This window comes from Micromonospora sp. DT228, from assembly GCF_049841595.1.
Taxonomy (GTDB): Bacteria; Actinomycetota; Actinomycetes; order Mycobacteriales; family Micromonosporaceae; genus Micromonospora.
Window position 1 is genome coordinate 1 of sequence record NZ_JBNCKO010000028.1, and the last position, 26435, is coordinate 26435.

The window sequence follows — 26435 nt, forward strand, 5'->3', positions numbered from 1 at the left end:
CAACCACCGAAAATCCGAACGCTCCTCGACACCCGTGCCCCGGCCCGGCGGCTGCGCCCCCGGCATCCCCAGGAACTCCGGCTGCGGGCCGGCCGACATGCGCGCCGCCGCGGCGGGCGATCCGGTAGGCAACCCCGGGTTGGTCCCGGTGTCGACGCTCGTCAGCGCGCCGAGCGCCGCCGTCGCCGGGCTGACCGCCGGCCCGTCCGGGTTCTGCGCGAACGCCGGGGTCGCCAGGCCGGCCCGGCGGGGCTGCTCGACGAACGCGACGTGTCGCCACGAGTTCGCGGTCAACGCGCCGGTGTTGTCGTACGACATGCCGAGCAGGTCCAGGCCGCTCTCCGGAACACCGTTCCACTCCTTGCAGGCCACCTCGCAGGCCTTGCAGCCGATGCAGACGCTGGTGTCGGTGAAGAACCCCATCCGCGGCGGCGCGTCCTCGTAGCCAGCGTCCGGCGCCGGATCCAACGGGCCGTACAGGGCGTTGGCGTGGGGCATGGGTCAGACCTCCTGATCCGGGCCGCCGTCGGCGGAGTCGGTCGTGACCTGCGGTGGGTAGTGCGGGCTGAGGTCCCCGGACCGCCGGCGGTAGTCGACGACGAGTTCCTGGAGTTGGAGTCCCCGGGGGCGTCGCCCCGGCTGGATGTCGCAGGTGCCGACCTTGCTCTCCTGGATCAGGACGTTCGGGTCCAGGCTGATGCCGAACAGGTCGTTGGCCGAGTCGCCGGTCACCAGACCCTCGAAACCGAAGTGGTACGGCAACCACACCTGGTGGATGATCCGACCGTCCACCCGCAACGGGGTGAGCCGGTCGGTCACCAGCACCTTGGCCTCGATGGCGGCCCGGGCGGTCACCACGTGCGCCCACCCCAGGTGGGTGAGCCCGCGCTCGCCCGCCAGCTCCGGCGACACCTCGACGAACATCTCCGGTTGCAGCTCGGCAAGCGTCCGGACGGTACGGCTCATCCCACCGGCGGTGTGGTGCTCGGTGAGCCGGCTGACCGTGAACACGAACGGGAACACCTGACTGTGCGGTTCCGGCGGGCTCGGGTTGAGTGTGTTGATCGGGTGGGTGTAGACCTTGCGGGTCGGGTTGGCCTGCTGCCGGTAGAGCGGGTTACGCACCGGCGACTCCACCGGCTCGTAGTGCGTCGGCATCGGTCCGTCGAGCACGCCGGTGGGCGCGTACAGCCAGCCCTTGCCGTCGCCCTGCAGGATGAACGGGTCGTCGCCGGCGATGCCCGCCACACCCGAGGCGTCGCGCTCCGGCCGGTACGACGGCGGTTTGGTCTTCTCGAAGTCCGGCACGTCGTAGCCGGTCCATTCGGACTTCTCCGCGTCCCACCAGACGTAGCGTTTGCGCTCACTCCACGGGTTGCCGTCCGGGTCGGCGGAGGCGCGGTTGTAGAGGATGCGCCGGTTCGCCGGCCACGCCCAGCCCCACTCCGGGGCCACCAGGGACTGCTCCGCGCCGGGCTTGCGGCGGGCGGCCTGGTTGACGCCGTCGGCGTACACACCGGTGTAGATCCAGCAACCGCCGGCGGTGGAGCCGTCGGCCTTCATCTCGGTGAACGACGACAGCGGCCGGCCGGTCGCCACGTCGTACCCGTTGATCTCGTAGAGCACCGACTCGGCGCTCGGCTCGGCGTGCGGACCGTGCGTGGGGTAGTTCCAGTTGAGATCGAGCAGCGCGCGGTCGCGTGGCCGGGTCGACGACGCCAGCCGTTCCCGGATGATCCGCCCGAGGTGGTAGAAGAACCACAGCTCGGAGCGGGCGTCGCCCGGCGGCTCGACGGCCTTCTCCCGCCACTGCAACAGCCGCTGCGTCTGGGTGAACGTGCCCTCCTTCTCCACGTGCGAGGCGGCGGGCAGGAAGAACACCTCGGTACGGCACTCCCCCGTCATGATCTCGCCGGTCTCGATCTCCGGAGCGTTCTTCCAGAACGTGGCGCTCTCGATCTCGAACAGGTCCCGGACCACAAGCCAGTCCAGGTTGGCCAGGCCGAGACGCTGCGCCCGGCCGTGCGCCGAGCCGACCGCCGGGTTCTGACCGAGCAGGAAGTACCCCTTGATCTTCCCGTCGATCATGTCGAGCACCTGCTGGTAGGTGCCGTGGTCACCGGTCATCCGCGGCAGGTAGCCGTAGCAGTAGTCGTTGTCGGCGGTGGCGGCGTCACCCCAGTACGCCTTGAGCAGGTTGACGCCGTAGGTGCGCGCGTTGCCCCAGAAACCCTTCTGCCCGGGGTGCGCGATGCTGTCCACCCATTTTTCGAGCGTCGGGTGGTTGGCGTGGTGCGGCATCGGCAGATAGCCGGGCAGCAGGTTGAACAGCGTCGGGATGTCGGTGGAGCCCTGGATGCTGGCGTGCCCGCGCAGGGCCATGACCCCGCCGCCCGGGCGACCCATGTTGCCGAGCAGCAGTTGGATGATCGCCCCGGTACGGATGTACTGCACGCCGACGCTGTGCTGCGTCCAGCCCACCGAGTAGACGAGCATGCCGGTGCGGTCCCGGCCGGAGTTCTCCGTCCACGCCTGGGCCAGTTCGAGGAACTTCTCCTGCGAGATGCCGCAGACCCGTTCCACCATCTCCGGGGTGTAGCGGGCGTAGTGGCGCTTGAGGATCTGGTAGACGCAGCGCGGGTGCCGCAACGTCTCGTCGCGTTCGGTCTGCCCGCCGACAGGCGCGCCGTGCGACTCGTTCTCCAACCCGGCCGCGGTTTCCCGCTGCGTCTCGCTGTCGCGGGTCGTCTGGGTCTGGCTGTGCCCCTCGTAGCGCCAACTGGCCTGGTCGTAGGTGGCGTTGTCGTCGTTGAAGCCGGAGAAGAGCCCGTGCATGTCCTCGGTGTCGACGAACTCGTCGGTCACGAGCGTCGCGGCGTTGGTGTAGGCGACGACGTACTCCCGGAAGTCCAGCTCGTTGTCCAGGATGTAGCGGATCACCCCACCGAGCAGGGCGATGTCGGTGCCGGCCCGGATCGGCAGGTACGAGTCGGCCAGCGCGCTGGTGCGGGTGAACCGGGGGTCGACGTGGAACACCTTCGCGCCCTTGCGCTTGGCCTCCATGACCCACTGGAAGCCCACCGGGTGCGCCTCAGCCATGTTCGAGCCCTGGATGACGATCACGTCGGAGTTCGACAGGTCCTGCTGGAACTGGGTGGCGCCGCCGCGACCGAAGCTGGTCCCCAGACCGGGGACGGTGGCGGAGTGTCAAATACGGGCCTGGTTCTCGATCTGGAGCGCCCCCATCGCGGTGAACAACTTCTTGATGAGGTAGTTCTCCTCGTTGTCCAGCGTCGCCCCACCGAGGCTGGAGATGCCGAGCGTCCGGTTCAGCGGGCGGCCCTCGGCGTCGACGTCCTCCCAGGTCTCGTCCCGGGCGGCCAGGACCCGATCGGCGATCATGTTCATCGCCGTGTCGAGGTCGAGATCCTCCCACTCGGTGCCGTACGGCCGGCGGTAGCGGACCGTGGTCTGCCGCAGCGGGCTGGTCACCAGACTCTTGCTGGCCGAACCCTTCGGGCACAGCCGACCCCGCGAGATCGGGCTGTCCGGGTCGCCCTCGATCTGGGTGACCTGGCCGTCCTTGACGTACACCCGCTGACCGCAGCCGACGGCGCAGTACGGGCAGACGGACCGGGCCATCGAGTCGGCGGTTTCGGTGCGGGCGGTGAGCGCCCGGGACCCGTCGGATTCGGCAGCCGTACCCCGTCCGAGCGGGTCGGTGCCGGTGAGCTGGCGGTAGACCGGCCAGCCCTCGATCCAGCTCCGCACCCCCATCGCCGCACCTTCCCGACCAATCACACCAAATGTGAACAGCCTGACAGTAGACGAGGCCCCGACCGGGTCGCAGCGAGATCACAAAGAGTCATGCCTTCCCCGGCCTAATCGAGCAGGCCGGGAAAGGCATGGTGTACGGCGGGGGTCAGTTCGGCTGGAGCTGACCGAGCCGGTGCTCACCGAAGGCGCGGTAGCGACGCAGCTCCCAGAACAGCCAGCCGATGCTGACGATCGCCAGCACCACGAAGACAAGTGAACCGGAGAACGTGTCCCACAGGGTGTGCAGGACGACGACACCCAGGAACGTGCCGAGGAAGCCGAGGAGCCGGCCGACGCTCGGGCTGGCCAACAGCGCCCACAGCGCGCCGGCGGTGAGCCCGGTCCACGCGGTGTGACCGGCGGGCGCGGTCAGACCCCGGATGAACAGGGTCTGCTCCACCGCGCCGATGTTGCCCTGCGAACTCAGCAGCGCGCTGAAGGCGTAACCCATCGTCTCCAGCGCGGCGAAACCCATGCCGGCGGCGACACCGATGACCAACCCGTCGGACGGCACCCGACGGCGATGCTGGGCCACCACAGTGAACAGCAGCACCACCGGGACGATCAGCTTCGCCGACTCCTCGATAAGTGCCACGAACAGCATGGGCAGGGCGCCGAGACCGCGCAGGGTGTCGTACTCCAGCGTGCCGGCGACCACCGTGCCGATCACCCCGCCGAAGAACGCCGAGATCACGAGGACCGACGCCGGCACCTGCCACCGCCCGGTACGCGCCTGCGCGAACGTCAGGAACGTCAACGGCACGAGCGTCGCCCCGAGCAGGATCAACGCCGGGACGAAGTTCGGATTCTTGGTGCTGACGAGGGTCCGCAGCACCGCCATGTAAAGGATCAGCCCGACGACGAGCACTCCGACCCACGCCCACCGGCGCCAACGATCAGCCATACCGCGCAGTCTGGCGGATCGAGGTTACGAACACTAGTCACAGCCCCGAGATCCGGGCGACTCCGGCGCGGGCGGCGAAGGCCGTGAACGACAACTACGATCTCCGCTCATGCGTCGCATGGGACCGTCACTGGCACTCGCCGCCCTGCTGGCCCTGTCCGCCTGCACGTCCAAGCCCGCGGAGACCGCCGAGGTCGAGGTGGCCGTCTTCCTCGCCAACGACGCGACGGTGGCGCAGAAGGGCATCGTGGAGCAGCGACTTCGATCGATGCCTAGCGTCACGGAGGTGTCCTTCGAAACCCGCGAGCAGGCGTACGAGCGCCAGAAGGCGGATCTGAAGGACAAGCCCGACCTGCGGGCGGCCCTCAAGCCGGAGTACGTACGCGAGCTTCTGCACGCCACCGTCACCGACGCGTCGATCGCCGAGGCGGTCGAGGCGGTGATCGCGGAGGTCGACGGCGTGGAGGACGCGACGCTCAGGATCGCGAGCGTCGACCCTCAGCCATCGCGGATCGGCGTCATCGTTCGGCTGGAGCCGTCGGCGACCACCGAACAACGGGCCGCCGTGGAGAAGACCGTCCGGGCGCTGCCGACCGCGAAGTCGATCGAATTCGAGGACCGCGATGCCGCGTACGAGCGCCTGCGCGAGCGGTGCAAGGGCAAAGGTGACCTGTCCACGCAGCTCCAACCGCAGATGACGCACGAGTCGTGGCGGTTCGAGATGCCCCTGAACAGAGAAGGGTCCGGAGTGGGCGAGCTGATCGGGCTCGACGGCGTTGACGGCGTGACCCTGGCCCCGCTGGCGATGCTGTAGCGCCTACGCAGAGCCGGCTCTCCCTCCGGCGCCAGCAACCGACGTGGCTCTTGGGTGCCCGCAGTCAGCGCTTCTGGAACATCAACGCCGCCACCTCCACAATCAGCTTGATTGCCCAATCGAGCTGCGGACAGTCGTCGCGAGCTTGGCACTCCAGGCACCCACCCACCCGCCATGGGCGGTCGAGCGCACGCGTCCAATGCGTGTCCAGAACTCTCTTGGCGGTGAACAGCTCGGTTGCTGTGGAGATCGGCTCGTCGATCGGCATGGTCGGCACTCTCCCCGCCATCATGATTAGCCCCACCTGGGGGCAGAGTCCGTGCGTCCTACTCCCCAGGTGGGTTTCCGCCGGGAACCCAGGAGTTTGCCGAAACCAGGGAACCCGACTGCGCGACCAACCTATTCCAACTTGTAGGAGTAGGTCAAGTGAGAGCATGGAACTTGTTGGAACAGGTTCGCGCGTGATCGAATTGGGGTGCCGAAACCAGGGAACCTACGGAGATCGACTCATGCCGACCGAGAGAGTGGACTACCGGCGCATCGCAACCGAGATCGCCGAAAAGATCAAGTCCGGAGAGCTCGCGCCGGGAGAGAAGCTACCGTCCACGCGCGAGCTTGCCGCGCAGCACAGCGTGCACATCTCCACAATCAACCGGGTCATGACGATCCTCAAGGACCGTGAACTGGTCGAGGGTTATCCCGGCAAAGGTGTCTATGTGGCCGAGCCCAAGCAATCGGGTTAGGGCGTGTGTCAAAGTCCTCGGTCGAGCCGAGGCGGAGTCCAGGCGGCGGTCCGGCAAGGCGGAGATTGGTCCGGATACCGGTGTTGTATCCGGACCAATCTCCAACGCGGCCGGTCGTCGTCTGGACTCCGCCTCGGCTCGACCGAGGACTTTGACACACGCCCTAGCGGTGCCCGTGTCGCGACCAGCACGGAGCATCGCCGTCTGATCAGTGTTACGTCCCGAAGACTCCGGGAGGGAGTCATCTGGCACGAGATCCGGCATGGGTGGCGAGCCAGTTTGGCGGCAGGGGGATGGTGTGGAACCACTCCCGCGAGATGTGGCCGTAGAAAGGCGCCTTGAGCACCGGCGTTCCCCCGCCGAACCGGGCGGCGGCTGCGGAGGCTCGCCTGACATTGAACCACCAACCGCCCCTCCCCCGGGACATGACAATTCTGCCGCCTTGGACGATGCCCACGTGACGGGTCGTGGGTGGCAGATTCTTCGTCGTCCACACCCGACCGTGGAAGTAGACGATGGCGTCGATGTTGGACCACTTCTCGCGCGTCGCCGGCCGGCCAAAGTCGTCCGGGCCCAGGTAGACGCCCTGCTCGTCAATGGCGAAGAGCAGTTCCCGTCGCATCGCGCTGCTCACGCGACGACGTGACGTGGCGAGGAAGATGACCTCGAACAGCACCCCGAGGATGACGAACAGGAAGCGGACGGACAGGTCCTGCAGGCCGATCACGATCGCCGTCACCGGCAACAGGCTGTACAGCGCCAACGTGAGCCCGGTCCGGGTCCGGCTCCGCCGAACCACATACGCCGAAGCGCCATCCATTCTCATGACTAGAAGATACGTTGGCGATCAAGAGCCGCCAGGCCGCGGTCGGCGGTCCCACAGCACCAGGCCGGAGAGCAGCATCGCGACGCCCAGCCCGACCATGGCCAACCCCACCGCCGTGTGCGCGCTCCCGTTCAGGTGACCGGCCACGATCCATCCGCTGTCGATCCCGAACGCCAACGGCAGCACCCCCTGGGGGATCACCGGGATCCACCCCACCGTGAGCAGTCCGAGTGCCCAGGCGGTCGGCTTGTTCTCCCGGTACCACGCGGCGTCCCAGGTCAGCGGGAGCACCGTCTCCGGGGGCCGACTCCGCTGGCCGGCTGCGGCGAGCACGTCGGTCGCTCGTCGGGCGAGGCGTTCGTCGGCCAACCAGATGCCGCCCCACCAGGCGGCGGCGCCACCGACCAACCCGACCAGCGGCAGCAGCGGCGCCACCTCCGACGGACCCCAGATCACCAGCGCGAGCACCGGCGCGGCGGCCACCAGCCCCGACCCGGTGGCGACCAGCACGCTGACGATGTCGGTGGGGTTGTCGGCCGAGGTGGGGTGCCGTGGGTCGGCTACCGGCCGCACCCGCAGCAGCGACACCCACACCGGCACCGCCGCGCCCGCCCCGAGCAGCGCCGGCAGGGTGGCCAGCGCGGCCAGCGGGTCGACGTCGGGGGCGAGGAGGACACCGGCGACGGCGAGCAGCACCCCGATCGGGGTGACAAGCACCAGCCAGGCCAGGGCCCGACCCCGCACCTCGGCCCGTTCGCCGCCCGGCGTGGTGAGCGGCAGCCACAACGCGGTGCCGTCCAGCCCGACCAGCCCGGCCGACATCGCCGCCGCGCCGAGCACGGCGAACGAACCGGCCCACGGCAGCAGCAGGTCGACGTCGGACAGCAGCGGCAGCCCGGCGAGCAGCGCACCGTAGACCACCGCGAACGCCAGGTACTGCACCCGCAGCGGATGCCGCATCCAGGCCCGCAGCTCACGGCCGGCGACCGCCCGCGTCGCCGCCGGCACCCACGCCCGCCAGCCGCGCTCCGGACGCCGGTCCCCGGCCGCTGCCGCCGCCGTGGTCCCGCGCCGCGCTGCCGGCTGGTCGCCGCCGCGCCGGACGAGCGGGAGCGCGGTGGTCCCGCGCGGCCGGAACGGCACGCCCGTGGTGATCACCCTCCGCACCAGCATGAGGTACGCGGCCGCGCCGAGCGCCACGATGCCCACCAGGGCCGCCATCAGGCGCACCCCCTGCCCGGTCGGTCCGGACGCGGCGGCGACCGGCCAGGCGCTCGGCACGTACCCCATGGCCTGGACGACCTCCTCCGGCGCTGCCACGAGCAGGACCGACACCCACGGGAAGACCGCCCAGAGCGACCCGGCGACGCCCATCGCCGTGCCGGTGAAGACGCCGGTGAGCAGCGCCCCGGCCGGACCGCCGGCGTGGCCGACGATCTCCAGTGCGATCGCCGAGCCGATCAGTCCGCAGAGCCAGAGCAGCACCGCGCCGACGGCGGCGACGAGGACCGCCACAAAGCCGTGCCGAGCGGCGTGCACCGGCAGCGCGGCGAGCGCCACGAGCGAGACGGCCGGGCCGATGCCGATCGCCGCCGCGGCGAGCAGACCTGTCGCGGCCGGGACGCCGCCGATCGGCTCCAACCGTAGGTGGGCTGGACGGACCCGGCCACGCCCGCCGCCGAGCAGCAGCGGTAACACGATCCAGCCGAGCACCCACGCCCCGACGAGCAGGGCGAGAGTGTGCTGGTCACCGCGCAGCGCGTACCGGATCAGCCAGCCGGCGGCGAGCAGGCCGGCCAGGCCGGCCACCGTGGGTCCCGGATGCTCGCGCAGTGAGCGACGCAGCATGGCCGTGCGCATCCGGGCCGGCACCGCGATCGTGCGCAGGGCGCCGGCCAGCGCGGCGTCAGGGTGGGCGCTCATCGTGCGTCGGTCAGCCAGTCCAGGCCGGCGCTGCCGGCGGCGTCGGCGCCGACCAACTCGACGAACCGTTCCTCCAGGCTGCTGCCGGCGGCGACCTCGGTGACCGGCCCAGCGGCGGCGACCCGGCCCTGATGGACGACTGTGACCTCGTCGCACATTTGCTCGACAAGCAGCATCGAGTGGGTGGACAGCACGCAGGTGCCGCCGCCGGCCACGAACCGGCGCAGCACCCGGCGGATGGTGGCCGCGGAGACCGGGTCGACCGCCTCGAACGGTTCGTCGAGCACGAGCAGCCGTGGCGCGTGCAGCAGCGCCTGGGCGAGGCCGAGCTTCTTGCGGGTGCCGGTCGAGCAGTCGGCGAGCGGTGTGCCGGCGCCCTTGGCCAGGCCGAGCACCTCGACCAGCTCGGCGGCCCGTTCGGTTGCCGCGACCCGGTGCAGCCCACGCAGGCCGGCGCTGTAGCGCAGCAGTTCGGCGCCGGTGAGGCGCTCCGGGAAGTCGAGGCCGTCGGGCAACACCCCGGTCAGCGCGCGGGTCAGGGCGCGGTCGCGCAGCGCGTCGTGCCCGAGGATCCGGATCTCACCGGCGTCCGGGGTGACGAGTCCGACGGCCATCCCGATGGTGGTGGACTTGCCCGCACCGTTGGGACCGACGATGCCGTGGAACGTGCCCGAGTGGACCGTCAGGTCGATGCCGTTCACCGCGCGATGCGCCCCGAAGGATTTCACCAGGCCGCGAATCTCCAGTGCTGGGGTGATCACGCGCCGAGCATAGGTGACCCGTCGGTCCACGGTGGACCGACCGCGGTTCAGACGACGTGCACCAGTCGGAAGCGTTGGGTGACCACCGGGGTGTGGTCGTCGACGGTGAACCCGGGGTCGTCCAGCTCGGCGCGTACCTCCGGGCTGTGCCAGAACATCTCGTGCCCCGCCCGCCACTGCGCCACCGACTCGTCCCCCTCGCCCTCGGCCACGGCGTGCCGCAGGTCGACGTCGGCGAGCCGGAGCACTCGTACGTCGGTCAGCTCGATGACCGCGACCCGACGGCCGGCGGAGTCCACCACGGCGGACCGCTGCCCCACCTCGGGCAGCGGTTCGTTCGCGCGCTCGTACCCGATCAGCAGGCCGGTCGTCGACGTCTTCGCCCCGGACAGGATCGCGGCGACGAGGCTGTCGCGCAACGGCCCCGGAAACGCGAACTCGGCCAGCAGAAGATCATCGAGCGCCATCCACGGAGGGTACGCGATCCGTTGCGCCGAAGGCGCTGGTGGCCCCGTGGTCGGGGTGCGGGCAGATCCTTGTCGGATCTCGCCGGGTTGGATGCTCAGACGGCGGCGGCGGTCGCCACGGCTCCCGTCTGGCGCCCACCGGACACGCAGTACACGTCGCCGGAATTCGCCACGTGTGGCAGGTCGCGCAGGTGTGCCGCCATGTCGCTCGCGGACACCCACCGCTCGAAGGTCATCGACTTGTCGTCGCCCAGCGCGACGTCGAAGCCGTCGAAGCCGAGCACGGTCAGGCGATCGAGACACCGCCCGGCAACCGCGCGCGCGATAGTGGTGAACTCGAACGAGAGCGCCGGCAGCGGCCCGCTCAGGCCGGCCAGCACCTCGTCCTCGAAACCCTCCACGTCGATCTTGGTGAAGCGTGGTGTGCCGTACTCGTCGATCAGCGCGTCCAGGGTGACCACCGGGACCTCGATGACCGAGTCCCACACCTGGCCCTCCCACCCGCCCGCGCCCCGGGCCGCCCGCACGAAGTCGGGCGAGGCGGTCGACACGGTGGGGTTGGTGGAGTTCACGTGCAACCGGGTGCGGCCGGCGCCCGCGCCACACGCGGCTCCGACGAGCGTCACCTGGTCGTCGCCGGCGTAGATCGCCCGCAGGGCGCGCAGACACAGCGGCTGCGGCTCCACGGCGACGACGCGGGCGCCGAGGCGACGGAAGCTGCCGATGTGGTCGCCCACGTGGGAGCCGACGTCGAAGACGAGATCCCCGCTGGTGACGAACCGGGAGTAGAAGGCGTCCATCCGCGCGTCCCGTGCGGGATCGCCGTAGTAGACGTCGAGCGACAGGTGCAGCGGGGACATCACCGGATCGCTGCGGAGCGCGGCGATCCTGGTGTCGGTGGTAGCCGTCATGCGTCTGGGTCCAGTCCGTGAGAGGGGTAGGGCCGGATCACGGTCCGAAGGCGGTCAGGAACCGGTCCCGGAAGCTGTCCATCCGCCAGACCGGTGCCGACGGTCCCGGCTTCAGCCCGTCCTGCCAGCCCCACCCGGAGATCCGGTCCAGGACCGCCCGGTCCTTCGTGATGATCGAGATCGGGACGTCGTGGCTGGCGTTCTCGCCGGTGACGACCGCGGCGGGCTGATGGTCGCCGAGGAAGACGAACACGAGGTCGTCGTCTCCGTAGGTCTGCACGTAGGAGATGAGCGTGCTCAGCGTGTACTCGATGGACGTGCGGTAGTCCGCCCGGATCTGGGTGGCGCTCCGGCGCCGGTCGTCGTCCGACTCGCCCGCCCCGGCGGAGCGGTAGACCGCGCCGTCGCCGAGGGACGCCCAGTCGAGCATCGGCGGAACGGGCGTCCAGGGCGCGTGACTGGACACCAGCGCCAGCTCCGTCATCACGTTGCCGGCCGGCCTCGCCTGCTCCAGGCGCTGCCAGCGGGCCAGGGTGTACTGGTCGGGCATGGTGCCGAAACTGAACTTCGGGCCACGGTACGCGAGCGCCTTGGCGTCGTAGAACCGCTGGTAACCGAAGAAGGACCCCTCCGGCCACGCCCTGCTGACCGCGGGCATCACACCCACGGTCTGCCAGTTCGCCCGCCGGAAGGCACCGTTGAGGGTCAACCTGTCACTCGCCAGCAGGGTGCGGTGCCGCTGGTCGTTGTCGATCCAGAGGCCGGAGAGCAACGTGTCGTGCGCGAGCCAACTGCCGCCACCGAACGTCGGTGAGGTGAGGAAACCGCTGCGCGCGGCGAAACCGGCCGCGCCCAGCCGGCTGGTGCCGCCGTCGAGGACGGCACCGACCTGCGGCGCGAACTCCGGGTCCTCGACGGCGTCCCGTCCGTAGCTCTCCACGAAGGCGACAACCACGTTCTTGCCCCGCAGCGCGGTCAACAGTTGGTCGCCCGGGGTGTCGCGGAACCTGTCGGCCTCGATCAGGGTGGAGAACGTCTTCCGGTCGTCGAGGCGCAGACGCACCTGGAAGCCGTGGCCGTTGGCCAGGGTCGTCGCGGACGTGTCGGCGACCGGTACGGCCGGCCCCACCCGCACGTCGAAGGCGGCGCAGGCCACCCAGACGACCACGAGCGCGGCCACCACCCGGGTGGTCCCGGTGCGGTGCCCGACCACCAGCCGCCGCAGTCGCCGCATCGACAACGTCACCAGGACGGGCAGTCCCACGAGCACCACCGCCAGGACGGCCGCGACGCCGATGGCGGCGGGCCGGCCGTAGGACTCGCCGAGGAAGGCGAACCCCTCGTCGAGCAACGCCCAGTCGAGCACCGGGTCGAACGCCCTGCTCAGCGCGGCCGTGAACCCCAGGTCGAGCAGCTTCAGCAGGCCGAGCAGGCCGAGGGCCACGCCGGCGAGGGTGGCGACCAGTCGGCTGCCCCGCCGCGGCAGGGCGAGCAGGAGGGCCACGACCAGCAGCGCCTCCAGGGGGATCCGGACGAACGCCGCCGGGGTGAGGCGGCCGAAGTCGTACGGCACGGTGAGGACGAACACCACGAGCAGCGCGGCCAGGACTGTCGTCAGCCGGGCGACGACGGAACGCGCCGCTCGCCCCGCGCCCGCGGTGCCGCCCTCGGCGGTACCACCCGGGAGTCCGTCCCTCATCGCCTTTCGCCGTTGGCTCGGCAGCTCACGTACTCGCGTCAAGAGCGACAACCCGGGCATCCTTCCATGGTCCTGCGGAGTGCGGCGTACGGGCGACTCAGACGCGGGCGATGTCGCCGCGAGCCACGGCGACCGTCGGGCGGTGGCCGCTCACGTGGACCATCGTGGCCGGTACGCCCGGGATGGTGTGGAGTGGGGTGCGGCGACGCTGTCTGGTCACCCACAGCCACGCCACGTCGCGGCCGAACGACTCGATCAGCAGCGCCAGCGACGCCATCAGCACGACTGTCGTCAGCGGGCCGGGCAGCGCGTCTCCCGTGGCCACCAGCAGCACCACGCCCTGGATCGCCGCGACCACCTTGCGCCAGTAGCGCGGCGGCAGGGACCCGCGCATCCAGCCCAGCACCCAGCTCGCGGCGACGAAGACGTAGCGCATCGCGCCGATCGCGAGCACCCAGCCGCCCACCGCCGGAGCGACGTGGAGGCAGAGCACCAGCACCAGGAAGGAGTCGATCTCCATGTCGAAGCGGGCGCCCAGCTCACTTGTGGTCCCGGTGCGTCGGGCCGTGTACCCGTCCACCGCGTCGAGGGCCAACGCCACGGCCGTCAGGGCGACAAGCACCGCGATCGGCGCCGGCCGGGTGAGCGCGTCCGCGGCCAGGGCCGTCACGCCGCCGACGAGGATCGCCCGGCTCAGGGTCACCCGGTCGGCCGGGCTCAGGCCCCGCGCACCCGACCGGGACAACCCCCGACCGAGCAGGACGCACAGGCCCACCCCGTACGCCAGGCCGGCCACCCACCCCGCGGCGCCCAGACCGACAGTCCCGGCAAGCACCGCCAGCAGCGCGATCTGCACGAGCAGTCCGATGACCGGACCAGTTCGAACCGTTGACATCGTGCCTCCGCGACTCTGGGGGGTGACTCACCGGGAACACGGAAAATATGACCGATCGGTTCATTCTGAAACGCACGCCGCCACCGGCGTCGCGCGGATCGCTGGTCCGGGGGCCGCACACGGAGCTGGTCCCGGTCGGCGAGCGACCGGGACCAGCGGGTGACGCGTCTCAGGAGGCGGCGATGCCCTCCATGCCGATCCCGTTCTCGAACTTCGGCAGGCCCTCCACGGTGGTGACGAGCCTCAGCGAGCCGTCCTCGTTCACCTCGTAGCCCTGCACGTTGCCGGCGGTGGCGTTCTGTACGTACAGGAAGCCGTCGCTCGTGGTCATGTCGATCGACCCGCCGTTGGTGTCGGCGGCGACGTTCTTGACGATTTCGAGCTTGCCGTCGTCGTCGACCCGGTAGGAGCTGATGGTGGAGCTGCCGGCGTTGGCGACGAAGAAGTAGTCGCCGACGCGTTGGATCCAGCACGGCGCCTGCTGCCCGTTGGGCACCGACTCACCGACCTGGTCGAGTGTGCCGTCGTCGTCCAACTCGAACCGGCTGACCGCGTTCGCGCCCGACTCGGTGACCAGCAGCGAGTCCTCGCTGTCGAAGGTGAAGCCGAACGGGGTGTTCCCGGCGTCGCTGATGACGGGGTTCGAGGCCAGCTCGCCGTGGCGGCCGATCTCGTAGCTGAACATGACGTTGTTGCCCTTCGTCGACACCAGGACGAACTCGCTGTCCGGGTCGATCTTGATCTGGGCCGGGGCGGTGGCGAACGCGGGCGGGTTGCCGTTGTGCAGCCCGAGCGAGCGGTTGGCGCCCTCGATCCGCGAGAGGTGGCCCTTCTTCAGCTCGAAGCCCTGCACCGAACCCTCACCGCCGGCGTTGACGACGTAGACGAGGTCGCCGCGGGCCGCGATGCTGACCGGCAGCAGGCCCCCGGACCAGATGACCTGGAGCTTGTGCAGCTTGGTGCCCTCGACACCGAAGACGGTCACGGTGTTGCTGCCGGCGTTCACGGCGAAGAGCAACCCCTTGTGGTAGATCAGGGAGCCCTGCGAGGCCAGCGCGTCGAGCGGAGCGCCGATGGTGAAGCCGCCCAGCCCGCCGGTCTCGTACTCACCCGCCTTGGTGAGACGGCCGTCCCCGTCGCGGTCGTACACCTTGATGGTGTTGCCCTCGGCCTTGTTGGTCTGGACGAAGAGCGCACCCTCGTCGCCGTGGTGGGAGTCACCCCCCTTGCGGTCGTCGTGGTATCCGGGGCCGCCACCGTCGGCGAGAGCGGTCCCGGGGGTTGATCCGACGCTGGTCAGACCCGCCAGGAGGGCTGCCGCGAGCGCAACGCTGCGCTTCATCACTGACTCCTTTACGCACACGAAGGGAGGAATACGAGTTTTCCTCTGCTTCGAAAGCTATCGGAGGATGTAGTCGTGATAGGCACCCTTACCCTAAAGGGGTAATTTAGTGCCGTTCCGTGGAATGACAAGACGTACGCGCTCCGATGGCATATCGCAAAGCGGACGCCTGGCGCGACCGGGCTGAAAGTCGACGGCCTTCATCTCCTACCCAGGGAGGAGGCCCGCTCCGACCGCCGGCCGCAACCGGGGCTCGCGGTCGGACGCTTTCCACGGGAGGGTCCGCGAGCATCTACAGGCATGACTACCGTGCTGCGTCGGGCGACGCACTGGAACCGCCCACTGATGGTCCTGGTCTCCGTGATGGCGGTGCTCACCGTCATCGCCGCGGTCGGCGTCTTCGCCGACTCGCGCGTCCTCACCGGGGCGCCGATCTGGCTCAAGCCGTTCAAGTTCGGGGTGTCCTTCGTGCTGTACGGCGCGACGCTCGCCTGGATGCTCTCCCTGCTGCCCCGACGCAGCCGGGCCGTCGAGAGGGCGGCCGTCGTCATCGTGGCGGTGGCGGTCGTCGAGAACGCGTGGATCGTCGGCCAGATGCTCCGCGGCGAGACCAGCCACTACAACATCTCCACCCCCCTGAACATCGTGTTGACCGCCTCGACGGGCCTGGCGATCATGATTCTGTTCGTCGCGCACCTCGTCATCGGGATCGTGGTCCTGATCCAGCGGATCCCCGACCGGGTCGCCGCGACCGCCGTTGGGTGGGGCCTCGGCCTGTCCCTGCTGGGCATGCTCGCGGCGGTGCCGATGGTGCTGCCGACGCAGGACCCTGGGATCGAGGGGATCAGTGGGGCGCACAGCGTCGGTGTGCTCGACGGCGGGCCGGGGTTGCCGATCGTCGGCTGGAGCACCACGGGTGGTGACCTGCGGATCGGGCACTTCGTGGGGCTGCACGCCCTCCAGGCGCTGCCGCTCCTGGCGATCCTGCTGACCCGGTTCGCCACGCGGCTGGACGCACGCACCCGCGTCCGCCTGCTGATCGTCGCGGGCGGCGCGTACGGCGTACTCACCGTGTTGTTGACCTGGCAGGCGCTGCGCGGACAGCCGCTGCTGCGCCCGGACGCCGGCACGCTGGCCGCGGTCGCGGCCCTGGTGGTCGCGACGGCGGCCGCCAGCGGGCTGGTGCTGGCCCGCCGACGCCGCCCGGAACTGGCGTTGGCCGCGTGACCGAGACGCTGTTCTCCCTGACGTTCACGGTGGCCGCGCCGTTCTGGGCGCTGATGATCCTGCTGCCGCGCTGGTCGTGGACCGCCCGGATCATCTCCTCGCCGCTGATCGTGCTGCCGGTCGTGGTGATCTACGCCCTGCTGGTGATCCCGGCGTTCGGCGACGTGCTGACGGCCGTGCGGTCGCCGACCGTGGACGGGGTGCGTGACCTGCTCGGCACCTCCACCGGGGCGGCGGCGGGCTGGGCTCACATGATCGCGTTCGATCTGTTCGTCGGGCGCTGGGCGTGGTTGGACAGCAGGGAACGGGGGGTGCCGGCGCTGGTGATGGCCCCGGTGCTGCTGCTGACCATCCTGCTCGGACCGCTGGGCCTGGCCGCGTACCTCGCGGTCCGGACCGGGTGGCGGCGACCGTCGGCTGCCGCGACCGGCGCGCAGCACCTAGGCTGACCACCGTGGGATGGCCGGGGCGACTGTTCGATCTGCGGGACACGCTCGTACGGATGGTGCTGCTCGACCTCAGCGGGCTGGGTTTCCTGCTCCTCGTCCCCCACGGTCACACCACCAGCACGACACAGTGGATCCTCGCGGTGCTCGCGTTCGCGGTGGCGCTGGCGGCACACCGTCGACCGGTGGTCAACCTGGTGATCCAGACCGCCCTGCTGGCGGTCGCGCTCGGCCTGGTCGAGGACTTCACGATCAACCAGGTCGGTGCCAGTTGGGCGCTGCTCGAGGTCACCATGCGGGCACACCGCCCCCGGGTCATCTGGCTGTCCAGCGCGCTGCTGGTGGTGGTCGACCTGGCCGACACGATCGGCGCCCCGCGCAACCAGGTCGGCTCCGGCGTCGTCGGGCTGGCCCTGGAGGTTGGCGTGCCGGTGCTGCTCGGCCTCGTCATCCGCACCAACCGGGAGTTGAGTCGACAGGCCGTCGAGCGGGCCGTGGCCGAGCAGCGCCAGCACGCGTCGGAGAACCGCGCGGCACGCGCCGACGAACGCGCCGCCATCGCCCGCGAGCTGCACGACGTCGTCGCGCATCACGTGGCGTCGATGGTCCTGCGGGTCGGTGTGGCCCGGCACGTGCTCACCGACCTGGACCCCCGGGTGGGCGAGGTGTTCGACGACGTGCACGGCACCGGCACCGCGGCCCTGGCGGAGCTGCGCCGGCTGGTCGCGGTGCTGCGCAACCCCGACGGGGTACGCGGTGACGCGGCGCTGACCGCGATCGAACCCTCCGCGCTGCCGGCGGCGATCGGCGCGTCCATCGACCGGGCCCGCCAGGCCGGTGTCACAGTGGAGGCCGACCTGGACCCGGCGATCGGCTCCCTCGACGCGGTCCGCGGCATGGCGGTGCTGCGACTGACCCAGGAGGCACTGACAAACGTGGCCAAACACGCGGGCACGTCCGCGCGCGCGCACCTCGTGGTCGCCGTCCGCGACGGTGCCGTGCACTGGGAGGTCGCCGACACCGGGCACGGCGGGGTGCCGGCGGGCGTGCCGACCGGCGGCGGGCACGGCATCACCGGCATGCGCGAGCGCGTCGAGGTCCTCGGCGGTCGGCTCGAGGCCGGCCCGACCCCGACGGGGTGGCGGGTGCGTACCGTGCTCCCGGCCTCCGCCGCCGAGCCGCCCGGCCACCCGGTGCCCCGGGAACGCACGGCCCCCGCCGGCTCGCCCGCGCCGGAGCCGGCGTGATCCGGGTGCTGCTGGTCGACGACCAGCACCTGATCCGCGCCGGGCTGCGCATGCTCTGCGACGCCCAACCCGACATCGAGGTCGTCGGTGAGGCCGACAACGGTCGTGACGCGATCCCGCTGGCCGGGCAGCTCCTGCCCGACGTCGTCGTCATGGACCTGCGGATGCCAGGTGTCGACGGGATCACCGCGACCAGCCGGATCCTCGCCGACCGCCCCGCCACCCGCGTCCTGGTGCTGACCACGTTCGGCGACGACGACCACCTCTACCCCGCCCTGACCGCCGGCGCCTGCGGGTTCCTGCTCAAGGACGCGCCCCCGACCGAGTTGCTCGACGGCATCCGGCGGGCCGCCGTCGGTGACAGCCCGTTCAGCCCGGAGGTGCTGCGGCGGCTCGTCCAGCGCGCGGTGCACGCCCGACCCGAGTCGCCACGGCTGGTGCAGGGTCTGACCGCCCGCGAACGGGACGTGCTGGACCTGGTCGCCGAGGGCCTGTCCAACACCGAGATCGGCGACCGGCTGCACATCGGCGTCACCACGGTCAAGACCCACATCACCAGCCTGATGACCAAGACCGACAGCCCCAACCGGGTCCGCCTCGCCCTGTTCGCGCGCGGCGTCTGACACGTCCTAACGGCCGCACGCGTAGCCCTGCATTCCCCGGGGGTTCGCACCGGCGGACAGCACGCCCGTCGCCGGATCACGGGTCACCGCGCAGAGCCGACCCAGGCTCCACCCGTCGGTGACCCGCACCCGGTGCCCGTACGCCCGCAGGGCCGCCCGCACGCCCTCGTCGAGCCGGTCCTCCACCACCAGGACGCCGGGCTCGACGTCGCGGGGATAGAACGACCCCGGCAGGCTGAGCGTGTGCCACGCCGGCGCGTCGATCGCCTCCTGGAGCGGCTGGCCGCCGACGAGATGCCGCACCAGGAACGCCAACTGCCACTGGTCCTGCTGGTCCCCGCCGGGGGTGCCGCAGGCCAGCACCGGCTCGCCGTCGCGGTACACGATCGTCGGGCTCAACGTCGTACGCGGTCGACGGCCCGGGACCAACGAGGAGGCGAGCCCCTCCTCCAGCCAGCACATCTGCAACCGGCTGCCCAGCGGGAAGCCGAGTTCCGGAATGGTCGGCGAACTCTGCAACCAGCCACCACTGGGCGTCGCGGAGATCATGTTGCCCCAGCGGTCGACCACGTCCACGTGGCAGGTGTCGCCCCGGGTCACCCCGTCCGACCGCACGGTCGGCTCCCCCGTCGTCGGGTCCGTCGCGTGCCCACGCCGCGCGGCAGCGCTTCGGACGTGGGTTGGCAGGCGTGGCCGCGCCCCGTCGGGATGCCCCGGCCGCAACTCCGCCGACGCGCGATCGCCGATCAGGGCCGCCCGCTCGCGCGCGTACTCCCGGGAGAGCAGTGCCGTGGCGGGCACGTCGACGCCGTCGCCGTACCAGGCCTCCCGGTCGGCGAAGGCGAGCTTGAGCGCCTCGACCTGGGCGTGCACGCCGGCCGCCGTCGCCGGGTCGTACGCGCCGGGGTCGTCGAGCGCGTCCAGGGTGGCAAGCGCCTCCAGCAGCACCGGGCCCTGACCCCAGAAGCCGGTCTTCGCCACCGAGTAGCCGTGCCAGTCGAGGGTGGTGGGCGCCTCCCAGGTCGCCGAGTACGCGGCCAGGTCGTCGCCGGTGACCAGCCCGGCGTGCGGCCGTCCGGTGGAGTCCCGGAACGGCTGGCGGCTGAACGCGTCGATCGCCTCGGCCACGAAACCCGTGCTCCAGGCCCGGCGCGCGGCCTCGATCTGCGTCTCCCGGTCCGCGCCGGCCGCCTGTCCCGCCTCGACCAGCCGGCGCAGGGTGTCCGCGTACGCCGGGTTGGCGAACACCTCCCCCGCCGCCGGTGGGCGGCCGCCACGCAGCCAGAGCGCGGCGGAGGTGGGCCAGTGCTCCTCGAACAGCGACCGGACGGCCGCCACTGTGGCGCCGACCTGGCCCACGAGCGGGTGGCCGGCGCCCGCGTAGCCGATGGCCGGCTCCAACACCTCGGCGAGGGTGCGCGTGCCGTGGTCACGCAGCAGCAGGAGCCAGGCGTCCACGGCGCCGGGTACGGCCGCCGCGAGCGGTCCGGCGCCGGGGACGAGGTCCATCCCGAGGGACCGGAAGTGCGCGACTGTGGCACCGGCCGGCGCGGGGCCCTGCCCGCACAGCACCTTCGGCCTGGGGCCCCGCGCGGTGGCCACGATGGCCGGCACCTCGCCGCCCGGCCCGTTGAGGTGCGGTTCGACCACGTGCAGGACGAACCCGGCGGCGACCGCCGCGTCGAAGGCGTTGCCGCCGCGTTCCAGGATGCCCATCGCCGACTGGCTGGCGAGCCAGTGCGTCGAGGAGACCATGCCGAAGGTGCCCCGCAGCGTGGGCCGGGTGGTGAACGTCATGACCACACCTCACTCGGCTCCGCGGTGCGAACGCAAGACCTCCGGATCCGCACGCACACCGGCCCGGCCGGTGCGCCGCGCGCGGGCCGGGTCCGGTCGGCGTTCAGTGCGCGGGGCGCGTGCGGTCGCCGCGGACGAGGCTGAGCAGGACGACAAGGGCGAGCACCGCCACCACCGCGCTGAAGATCTCACCGGCGGGACGCAGGCCGGCGCTCTGGATCAGCAGGCCCACCCCGACGGCGGGCACGCCGAGCATGGCGAACAGGATCGCGAAGAAGGTCGACACCGCCTCGGCCCGATGCTGCGGTTCGGTCTTCATCGTGATCGTCGCGATGCCGTCGCCGACCGCCACCCCGGACGCGACTCCCATGATCGCCGCGCTGAGGACGAGCGTCGCCAGCAGCGCCATCCACATGCTGAACGCGAGCAGTCCCGCCCCCACGATCAGACCGACGCAGGCGCTGGCCAGCGCGGCACGCGAGGACAGGACGCGGGTCAGCAGCTGCCCGAACGCGGCACCGGCGAACGCCACGAAGACCACGAGCGCGGCCAGGGTGTGCGAGGTCTCGTGCAGGACCATGCCGAGGAACAGCCCGCTCACCGACGTGAGCACCCCGAGCGCGGCGAACCCCGCGCCGGCGGTGATCGCCGAGCGGACGAAGGCGCCGCGAATGGTCGCCGGCACGTGCAGCCGTTGCACCCGCAGCGTCACCGGCGAGCGCTCCCGTACCGTCTCCGGTACGCCGCGCAACGCGATGATCGCGACCACCGCCAGGACCAGCACGATCACCCAGGGCAGCCGGAGCGGGTCGGGCGCCACGTCCGACACGATCCCGGACAGCAGGGTGCCGGTGGCGAGGCCACCCAGGTTCGCGAAGATCGACACGGTGGCGGCCCGCTTCGGGTGCCGCGGGCTGATCAACTCGGCCAGCGCCGCGGTCGCCGCGCCGATGATCAGCGCGGCGGAGAGACCGGCGAGGACCCGACCCACGATGATCATCGCCAGGTCCACGGCGGCCAGGAACACGGCGTCCGCGGCGACCGAGAGCAGCAGCGCGACGAGGATCACCGGGCGGCGGCCGATCTGGTCGGAGAGCCGACCGAACACCAGCAGCCCGACGACCACGCCCAACGCGTACAGCGCGTAGACCACTGTCACCGTCAACGACGAGAAGCCGAACTCCATCTCGTAGAGCGGGTAGAGCGGTGTCGGCACGGTGGTGCCCACGAGCGTGATCCAGAAGGCGAACGTGACCCGCACCGCGCCGGACGTGGAACCCGACCGTGTCGTTGCGCCATCGGCACGGCTGGCGTTGGACATGATCGGTCCCTTCGGGCTCGGATGCCCCTGCTGCGGGCCATCGCGGCTCCTTTCCCCCGTGCAGCATGGGTCCTGGCCCGCCACGCAGGTGCGACAACGGCCCGAAACGCCCCTCATCAGGTGGCGGGCTCGCGCCCCACGACCGATCACGCCGGGTACGACGGCCCGCCCTCGCGCCGTCCGGGAGGCCGAGGGTGGTACTCCGGGCGGAGCCTCGCGCTGGCGAACGCCCCCCGCACCGCCGCCGAGAGCGCCGTCATGTCGTACGCGCCGTGGTGCCGCCGACCATTGATGAAGAAGGTCGGGGTGCCGGTGACACCGCTGAGGTCTGCGGAGTCGACGTCCTCGGCGACCCGGTCGACGCCCATCCGTTTCACCATGTGCTCCCGGAACCGGTCGAGGTCCAGACCGAGCTGTTCGGCGTAGCCGAGCACCTCGGTGGGGTCGAGGGCGTCCTGGTGCGCGAGCAGCAGATCGTGCATCTCCCAGAACGCGCCCTGCTCCCCCGCCGCCTCGGCGGCCTCGGCGGCGAGTTGGGCGTGCGAATGGACGTCGGTGAGCGGCAGGTGCCGCCAGACGTACCTGACGTTCGCGAAGTCGGCCAGCAGTTCCCGGACCACCGGCTCGGCCTGCCCGCAGTAGGGGCACTCGAAGTCGCCGTACTCCACGACCGTCACCGGCGCCTCGACCGGCCCGCGCATGTGGTCACGCTCCGGGTCGACCGGCAGCATCAGGTCGACGATCCCCTCGGTGACGCCCAACAACGCCCGCGCACGCCGTGCCGGTGACAGTCGCCGGACAGCGCGGAACACCAACCAGGTGACGAGGGACGCGCCGGCTGTGGCGACGAGGATGCCGAGCTTCGCCTCGTCCAGGGCCGGGCCGCTCAGGGCATGGGTGGCGATGAGCAGCGCGACGGTGAACCCGATGCCGGAAACCGTGCCGACCCCCACGACGGCCACCCAGCCGACTGGTGGCCGGAACCGGTTACCGCTCAGCCGGGCCACCAGCCACGAGGTGGCCACGATCCCGGCCGGCTTACCGACGACGTACGCGACCACGACGCCGAGGGCCACCGGCGAGACCACGGCCCTGGCGAGCAGGTCGCCGTCGATCACGATCCCCGCGTTGGCCAGCGCGAAGAGCGGCACGACCAGGTAGCTCGCCCACGGATGGTAGATGCTCTGGAGCCGCTCGTTGGGCGACACCGCCGAGATGAGCCCGGCCCGGGCCATCCGGGCGAGCTGCGGGGTGGGCTGCTCCCGGAAGAGACGGAACTGGTCGCTCGCCCGTCGCAGATCGCCCCGGTCGGGGGCGTAGGCGTAGGTCAGCAACCCCATCACCAGACCCACCACCACCGGATCGACACCGGACTTCGAAACCGCCACCCAGGCGGCCACCCCCAGCACCGCGTACACCGGCCCGAACCGCACACCCAGGGCCCGGACGACCAGGACCACACCGAAGATCACCACCGCGACGAGCAGCGCCGACAGCGAGGGATGATGCGGGTACGCGATGGCCAGCACCGCGATCGCGAGCACGTCGTCGACGACGGAGACGGTCAGCAGGAAACCCCGCAGCCGATCCGAGAAGCGCGGCCCGAAGACGGCCAGCGCACCGAGCGCGAGCGCCGTGTCCGTGGCCATCACCACACCCCAGCCCCCGGCCGTGGTGTGCCCGGCGTTGATCACGAGATAGATCGCGATCGGCAGCAGCATGCCGCCGAACCCGGCGAGCATCGGCAAGGCCAGCCGACGCCGCTCCCGCAGCTCGCCGATGTCGAACTCGCGGCGCAACTCCAGCCCGGCCACCAGGAAGAAGAAGGTCATGAGGCCGCTGTTCACCCAGGTACGCAGGTCGTGTGACACGGACCAGTCGCCGAGCCGAACCGAGAGCGAGGTGCCCCACACCGACTCGTACGACGAGACGTGCAGATTGGCCCAGCCGAGGGCCACCACCGCGGCGACCAGCACCACCCGGGCACCGCCGGTCTCGGTGCGCAGGAACGCGCGCAGCGGAGCGTTGAACCGCCCCTCCCAGGCGGTCCGACTGCTCCATCCCCGCAGTGGATTGCTGCTCGTCACGGGAACAATCCTTGTCGAGCCGATCGGCACGTGGTTCGGAATCGGACACCTCGTGATGGGCCGGCGCGGATCCGGCGCACCGTGCCTGTTGCGCCGATCTTGCACTTTCTGTCGCCGAGATGCGGGACTCTGCGTCATTTTGTCGCGACAGGAAGTGCAAGATCGCGCCGAGGGCCGGCGACCACCCTGGGGGCACGCACGGAGTGCGACTGGTTGGTAGCGTGCCGGTGATGTCGCCGGTTCCTGGGGAGGGTCGACATGTGGGTGGACGACGCCGCGCTCGACGCGGCCGAAGGCCGACTTGACGAGTGGGAATCATCGCTCGCCGAGCGGGCGGAACGAGCCAGGACTCTGTCGGCGACGATGCGGGAGCTGACCGGCACCGCCCGCAACGCCGCTCGGACTGTCCACGTCACCGTCGACTCGGCTGGGCTGCTCGTCGACCTGCGGCTCGACGAGCTCATCCGGCAACAACCCGCGGCGCACACCGCTCGGCAGATCCTGGAGACCACCACCGCCGCCCGCGCCGACCTGCTCCGACAGGTCAGCGACGCGGCCACGGAGTCATCGGGCGACGACGCGAGCACCCGGGCGATCATCGACTCGTACCGCAGCCGGCTTCCCCCCGACCAGGGATCAGACGATGCCCGCCGGTGACGGCATCGAGGTCGACCCGGACGACCTCACCGCCCACGCCGCACGTCTCGATCGCTGTGCCGACAGCCTCAACACCGCCCAGCAGGCCGGCCAGCACGTCCGGTTGGGCACCGACGCCTACGGGCAGCTCTGCGCGATGATGCCGATGCTGCTCGACGGCCTGCAGCGAACCCTTGTCGACGGCATCGGCTCTGCAGCCGGGTCCGTGCGGGACACCACCGGGAGGCTGCGGACCAGCGCGGACCGCTACCGACACTCGGACGCCCACGCCAGGCAACTGCTCGACGGGGTGCGGCAGCAGCGGTGACGTCCAATCCACTCGTCGCCGCCGCTGCGGACACCCCGCCCAGCGCCTGGGCGGGCGTGTGGATCTGCGAGGACATCGAACTCATCGCCCACGGGGTCCGCAACGGCAGTTGGATCGACGGCAGCCTCGGCGTGGTGAGCGCCGGCCTGGACGCCCTCGCCTTCGTCTCCGATCCGGTCGGCGCCCTGCTCCAGTACGGGATCGCTTGGCTCATCGAGCACGTCAAGCCGCTCAGCGAGGCGCTGGACTGGCTCGCCGGTGACCCGGCGCAGATCACCGCACACGCCCAGACCTGGCGCAACGTCGCCGCCTCGCTCCGCGAGGAGGCCGGCGCGCTGACCCGCGCCGTCCGCAACGACGTCGCCGGCTGGGGCGGTAGTGCCGGCCCCGCCTACCGCGCCTGGGCCGGCGAACAGCAGCAGGCCATCAGCGGCCTCGCCCAGGGCGCCGACACCTTGGCCGCGATCACGGAAGGCGCCGCCGGCCTGGTGGCCGCCGTCCGGCTCCTGGTCCGCGATGCCATCGCCACCTGCGTGTCCCGTCTCATCGTGTACGCGGGCGAACTCGTCATCACCGGCGGACTGGCCGCGCCGCTGGTGGTGGAGCAGGTGACGACACTGGTGGCGTCGTGGGGTGCGCGGATCGCACGGCTGCTGCGCGGGCTGCTGGCCAGCCTGCGGCGGTTGATCCCGGAGGTACGCCGCCTCGGCGACCTGATCGAAAAGCTCAAGCAGGCGCTGGGTCGACTCCAACGTGCCGGGGCAGACCCAGGCGACCTCAGTCGGGTTCGCGGTCGCGGAGCTGGTCCTCGAATGCCGATGAGGATGGAGGCGGTGACGACCCTCGCCGCCAAGTACGGGATTGATATCTCCGACATCCGGCTCACCATCAACAATCGGGTTTCTGGTGTGTGCGGACTGACGAAGCCTGACGAGTCGGTCATGCTCTGTCGAGAAGCCTTCCGCAGTGAGGAGGACCTGGCCCGTACGCTCGAACATGAGCGGTTCCACGTCGCCGAGCTCCGCCAGGGTCGCCCGTACCCGGCCACCCGTCATGAGATAGACGCATTCGAGGATCGGGCCTACGCCCATGAGGAAGAGTGGTGGACCAACCACTCGGTCAGGCCGGAAGGAGCGCACTGATGGCCACGTTCGATGAGTGGTTGGCGGCATATGACGTCGTTTACCGCGCGCTGCCGACGACGTCGGAACTTCCCTGCCCGAACTGCGGTCACCGGACCCTACGGATCATCTTCACGGCGCGGCCCGCGACCGAGTATGGGTATGTCTCGTTCTGGTGCGACACCTGCCTGGAGGGCATTTACGTGTCCCGGGCGCCTATTCCGGTCGGCGTCACCGCACGATCGACAGACGAGCCGACCGAGGAACGCAACCGTGACATCCCCGACTACCGCCTCGTGACGTAGGACCCGGTCACCGGCGTGGGTGGCGGGAAAGGCGCCGTCATGGCCGCCTGGAGCAGGCAGCGCCGGCCGCCCAGCAGCCGTAGGTCGCAGAGGCTCCGCTGCCGGAAGATGTGCTGCTCCTCTTCGGAGACGGCGGTTTCCCCGGCCCGGCTCCTGTGCAGCACCAAAAAAGTCGATGGTGTCCGCCACCTACCAG

The 26435-nt window shown here is 70.9% G+C and carries 24 protein-coding genes and 2 pseudogenes; 10 read left to right on the plus strand and 16 right to left on the minus strand.

The window, feature by feature from the left end; all coding sequences use genetic code 11:
• From ACLQ29_RS33225 to ACLQ29_RS33235, 3 genes and pseudogenes are all read right to left on the minus strand, one after another.
• A pseudogene (locus ACLQ29_RS33225) lies at positions 1-498 on the minus strand (4Fe-4S dicluster domain-containing protein); the annotation flags it as partial.
• 3 nt (positions 499-501) lie between these two features.
• Entirely contained in the window at positions 502-3777 is a 3276-nt protein-coding gene (fdh, locus tag ACLQ29_RS33230; protein WP_425775327.1) for a formate dehydrogenase, read from the minus strand.
• A 145-nt stretch (positions 3778-3922) separates the two neighbouring features.
• A complete protein-coding gene (locus tag ACLQ29_RS33235; protein WP_425775328.1) occupies positions 3923-4720 on the minus strand; it encodes a PrsW family intramembrane metalloprotease in 798 nt (265 codons plus the stop codon).
• A 109-nt stretch (positions 4721-4829) separates the two neighbouring features.
• On the opposite strand from ACLQ29_RS33235, the gene ACLQ29_RS33240 reads away from it, so the two are divergent.
• A complete protein-coding gene (locus tag ACLQ29_RS33240; protein ID WP_425775329.1) occupies positions 4830-5534 on the plus strand; it encodes a permease-like cell division protein FtsX in 705 nt (234 codons plus the stop codon).
• Between the two features lie 64 nt (positions 5535-5598).
• Here ACLQ29_RS33240 and ACLQ29_RS33245 read toward each other — a convergent pair whose 3' ends face one another.
• Positions 5599-5802 (minus strand): hypothetical protein, encoded by a 204-nt coding sequence (locus tag ACLQ29_RS33245; RefSeq protein WP_425775330.1) that lies wholly within the window; start codon positions 5800-5802, stop codon positions 5599-5601.
• A 241-nt stretch (positions 5803-6043) separates the two neighbouring features.
• Between ACLQ29_RS33245 and ACLQ29_RS33250 the strand changes: the two genes are divergently transcribed.
• The gene (locus ACLQ29_RS33250) at positions 6044-6277 is read left to right on the plus strand and encodes a GntR family transcriptional regulator (protein WP_425775331.1); all 234 of its coding nucleotides are present in this window, start codon (positions 6044-6046) and stop codon (positions 6275-6277) included.
• Between the two features lie 241 nt (positions 6278-6518).
• On the opposite strand, the gene ACLQ29_RS33255 is transcribed toward ACLQ29_RS33250, so the two are convergent.
• From ACLQ29_RS33255 to ACLQ29_RS33290, 8 genes and pseudogenes are all read right to left on the minus strand, one after another.
• Positions 6519-7016: a hypothetical protein gene (locus ACLQ29_RS33255; protein ID WP_425775332.1), complete on the minus strand. Its 498-nt coding sequence runs from the start codon at positions 7014-7016 to the stop codon at positions 6519-6521.
• Positions 7017-7124: 108 nt separating this feature from the next.
• Positions 7125-9026 carry a hypothetical protein gene (locus ACLQ29_RS33260; RefSeq protein WP_425775333.1) on the minus strand — a complete coding sequence of 634 codons (1902 nt, stop codon included), beginning with the start codon at positions 9024-9026 and terminating at the stop codon, positions 7125-7127.
• Complete coding sequence (locus ACLQ29_RS33265; RefSeq protein WP_425775334.1) at positions 9023-9787, minus strand: ABC transporter ATP-binding protein; 765 nt, start codon at positions 9785-9787, stop codon at positions 9023-9025. Before ACLQ29_RS33265 ends, ACLQ29_RS33260 begins: the two co-directional genes overlap by 4 nt.
• A 47-nt stretch (positions 9788-9834) precedes the next feature.
• Positions 9835-10254, minus strand: coding sequence for an ASCH domain-containing protein (locus tag ACLQ29_RS33270; RefSeq protein WP_425775335.1), 420 nt, complete (start codon positions 10252-10254; stop codon positions 9835-9837).
• A gap of 95 nt (positions 10255-10349) precedes the next feature.
• Entirely contained in the window at positions 10350-11165 is an 816-nt protein-coding gene (locus ACLQ29_RS33275) for an FkbM family methyltransferase (protein WP_425775336.1), read from the minus strand.
• A gap of 37 nt (positions 11166-11202) precedes the next feature.
• Positions 11203-12864, minus strand: coding sequence for a sulfatase-like hydrolase/transferase (locus ACLQ29_RS33280; RefSeq protein WP_425775337.1), 1662 nt, complete (start codon positions 12862-12864; stop codon positions 11203-11205).
• A gap of 77 nt (positions 12865-12941) precedes the next feature.
• Positions 12942-13759 (minus strand): annotated as a pseudogene (locus tag ACLQ29_RS33285) (CDP-alcohol phosphatidyltransferase family protein); the annotation flags it as partial.
• Positions 13760-13928: 169 nt separating this feature from the next.
• On the minus strand, positions 13929-15101 hold the full coding sequence (locus tag ACLQ29_RS33290) for a lactonase family protein (protein WP_425775338.1): 1173 nt from the start codon (positions 15099-15101) through the stop codon (positions 13929-13931).
• A 300-nt stretch (positions 15102-15401) separates the two neighbouring features.
• Here ACLQ29_RS33290 and ACLQ29_RS33295 point away from each other — a divergent pair, with 300 nt between their 5' ends.
• The 4 genes from ACLQ29_RS33295 to ACLQ29_RS33310 are packed head-to-tail and all read left to right on the plus strand — an operon-like array spanning position 15402 to position 18644.
• Positions 15402-16328, plus strand: coding sequence for a hypothetical protein (locus ACLQ29_RS33295; protein ID WP_425775339.1), 927 nt, complete (start codon positions 15402-15404; stop codon positions 16326-16328).
• Positions 16325-16777 (plus strand): ABA4-like family protein, encoded by a 453-nt coding sequence (locus ACLQ29_RS33300; protein WP_393371626.1) that lies wholly within the window; start codon positions 16325-16327, stop codon positions 16775-16777. Before ACLQ29_RS33295 ends, ACLQ29_RS33300 begins: the two co-directional genes overlap by 4 nt.
• 5 nt (positions 16778-16782) lie before the next feature.
• Positions 16783-18021 carry a sensor histidine kinase gene (locus tag ACLQ29_RS33305; protein ID WP_425775340.1) on the plus strand — a complete coding sequence of 413 codons (1239 nt, stop codon included), beginning with the start codon at positions 16783-16785 and terminating at the stop codon, positions 18019-18021.
• Positions 18018-18644, plus strand: a complete 627-nt coding sequence (locus ACLQ29_RS33310; RefSeq protein ID WP_425775341.1) for a response regulator transcription factor — start codon at positions 18018-18020, stop codon at positions 18642-18644. The genes ACLQ29_RS33305 and ACLQ29_RS33310 overlap by 4 nt, the downstream gene beginning before the upstream one ends.
• Before the next feature lie 6 nt (positions 18645-18650).
• Here the strand turns inward: ACLQ29_RS33310 and ACLQ29_RS33315 are convergent, their stop codons facing one another.
• The 3 genes from ACLQ29_RS33315 to ACLQ29_RS33325 form a co-directional block, all read right to left on the minus strand.
• Entirely contained in the window at positions 18651-20441 is a 1791-nt protein-coding gene (locus ACLQ29_RS33315) for a gamma-glutamyltransferase family protein (RefSeq protein WP_425775342.1), read from the minus strand.
• A 103-nt stretch (positions 20442-20544) separates the two neighbouring features.
• Positions 20545-21762 carry an MFS transporter gene (locus ACLQ29_RS33320; protein ID WP_425775343.1) on the minus strand — a complete coding sequence of 406 codons (1218 nt, stop codon included), beginning with the start codon at positions 21760-21762 and terminating at the stop codon, positions 20545-20547.
• Positions 21763-21908: 146 nt separating this feature from the next.
• On the minus strand, positions 21909-23849 hold the full coding sequence (locus ACLQ29_RS33325) for a Na+/H+ antiporter NhaA (protein ID WP_425775344.1): 1941 nt from the start codon (positions 23847-23849) through the stop codon (positions 21909-21911).
• 258 nt (positions 23850-24107) lie between these two features.
• On the opposite strand from ACLQ29_RS33325, the gene ACLQ29_RS33330 reads away from it, so the two are divergent.
• The 4 genes from ACLQ29_RS33330 to ACLQ29_RS33345 are packed head-to-tail and all read left to right on the plus strand — an operon-like array spanning position 24108 to position 26239.
• Positions 24108-24506 (plus strand): YbaB/EbfC family DNA-binding protein, encoded by a 399-nt coding sequence (locus ACLQ29_RS33330; protein ID WP_425775345.1) that lies wholly within the window; start codon positions 24108-24110, stop codon positions 24504-24506.
• Positions 24493-24813 carry a type VII secretion target gene (locus ACLQ29_RS33335; protein ID WP_425775346.1) on the plus strand — a complete coding sequence of 107 codons (321 nt, stop codon included), beginning with the start codon at positions 24493-24495 and terminating at the stop codon, positions 24811-24813. The genes ACLQ29_RS33330 and ACLQ29_RS33335 overlap by 14 nt, the downstream gene beginning before the upstream one ends.
• The gene (locus tag ACLQ29_RS33340; RefSeq protein ID WP_425775347.1) at positions 24810-25955 is read left to right on the plus strand and encodes a WXG100 family type VII secretion target; all 1146 of its coding nucleotides are present in this window, start codon (positions 24810-24812) and stop codon (positions 25953-25955) included. Before ACLQ29_RS33335 ends, ACLQ29_RS33340 begins: the two co-directional genes overlap by 4 nt.
• On the plus strand, positions 25955-26239 hold the full coding sequence (locus ACLQ29_RS33345; RefSeq protein ID WP_425775348.1) for a hypothetical protein: 285 nt from the start codon (positions 25955-25957) through the stop codon (positions 26237-26239). Before ACLQ29_RS33340 ends, ACLQ29_RS33345 begins: the two co-directional genes overlap by 1 nt.
• Here the strand turns inward: ACLQ29_RS33345 and ACLQ29_RS33350 are convergent.
• The gene (locus ACLQ29_RS33350) at positions 26221-26403 is read right to left on the minus strand and encodes a hypothetical protein (RefSeq protein WP_425775349.1); all 183 of its coding nucleotides are present in this window, start codon (positions 26401-26403) and stop codon (positions 26221-26223) included. The genes ACLQ29_RS33345 and ACLQ29_RS33350 overlap by 19 nt on opposite strands.
• Positions 26404-26435: the final 32 nt, after the last annotated feature.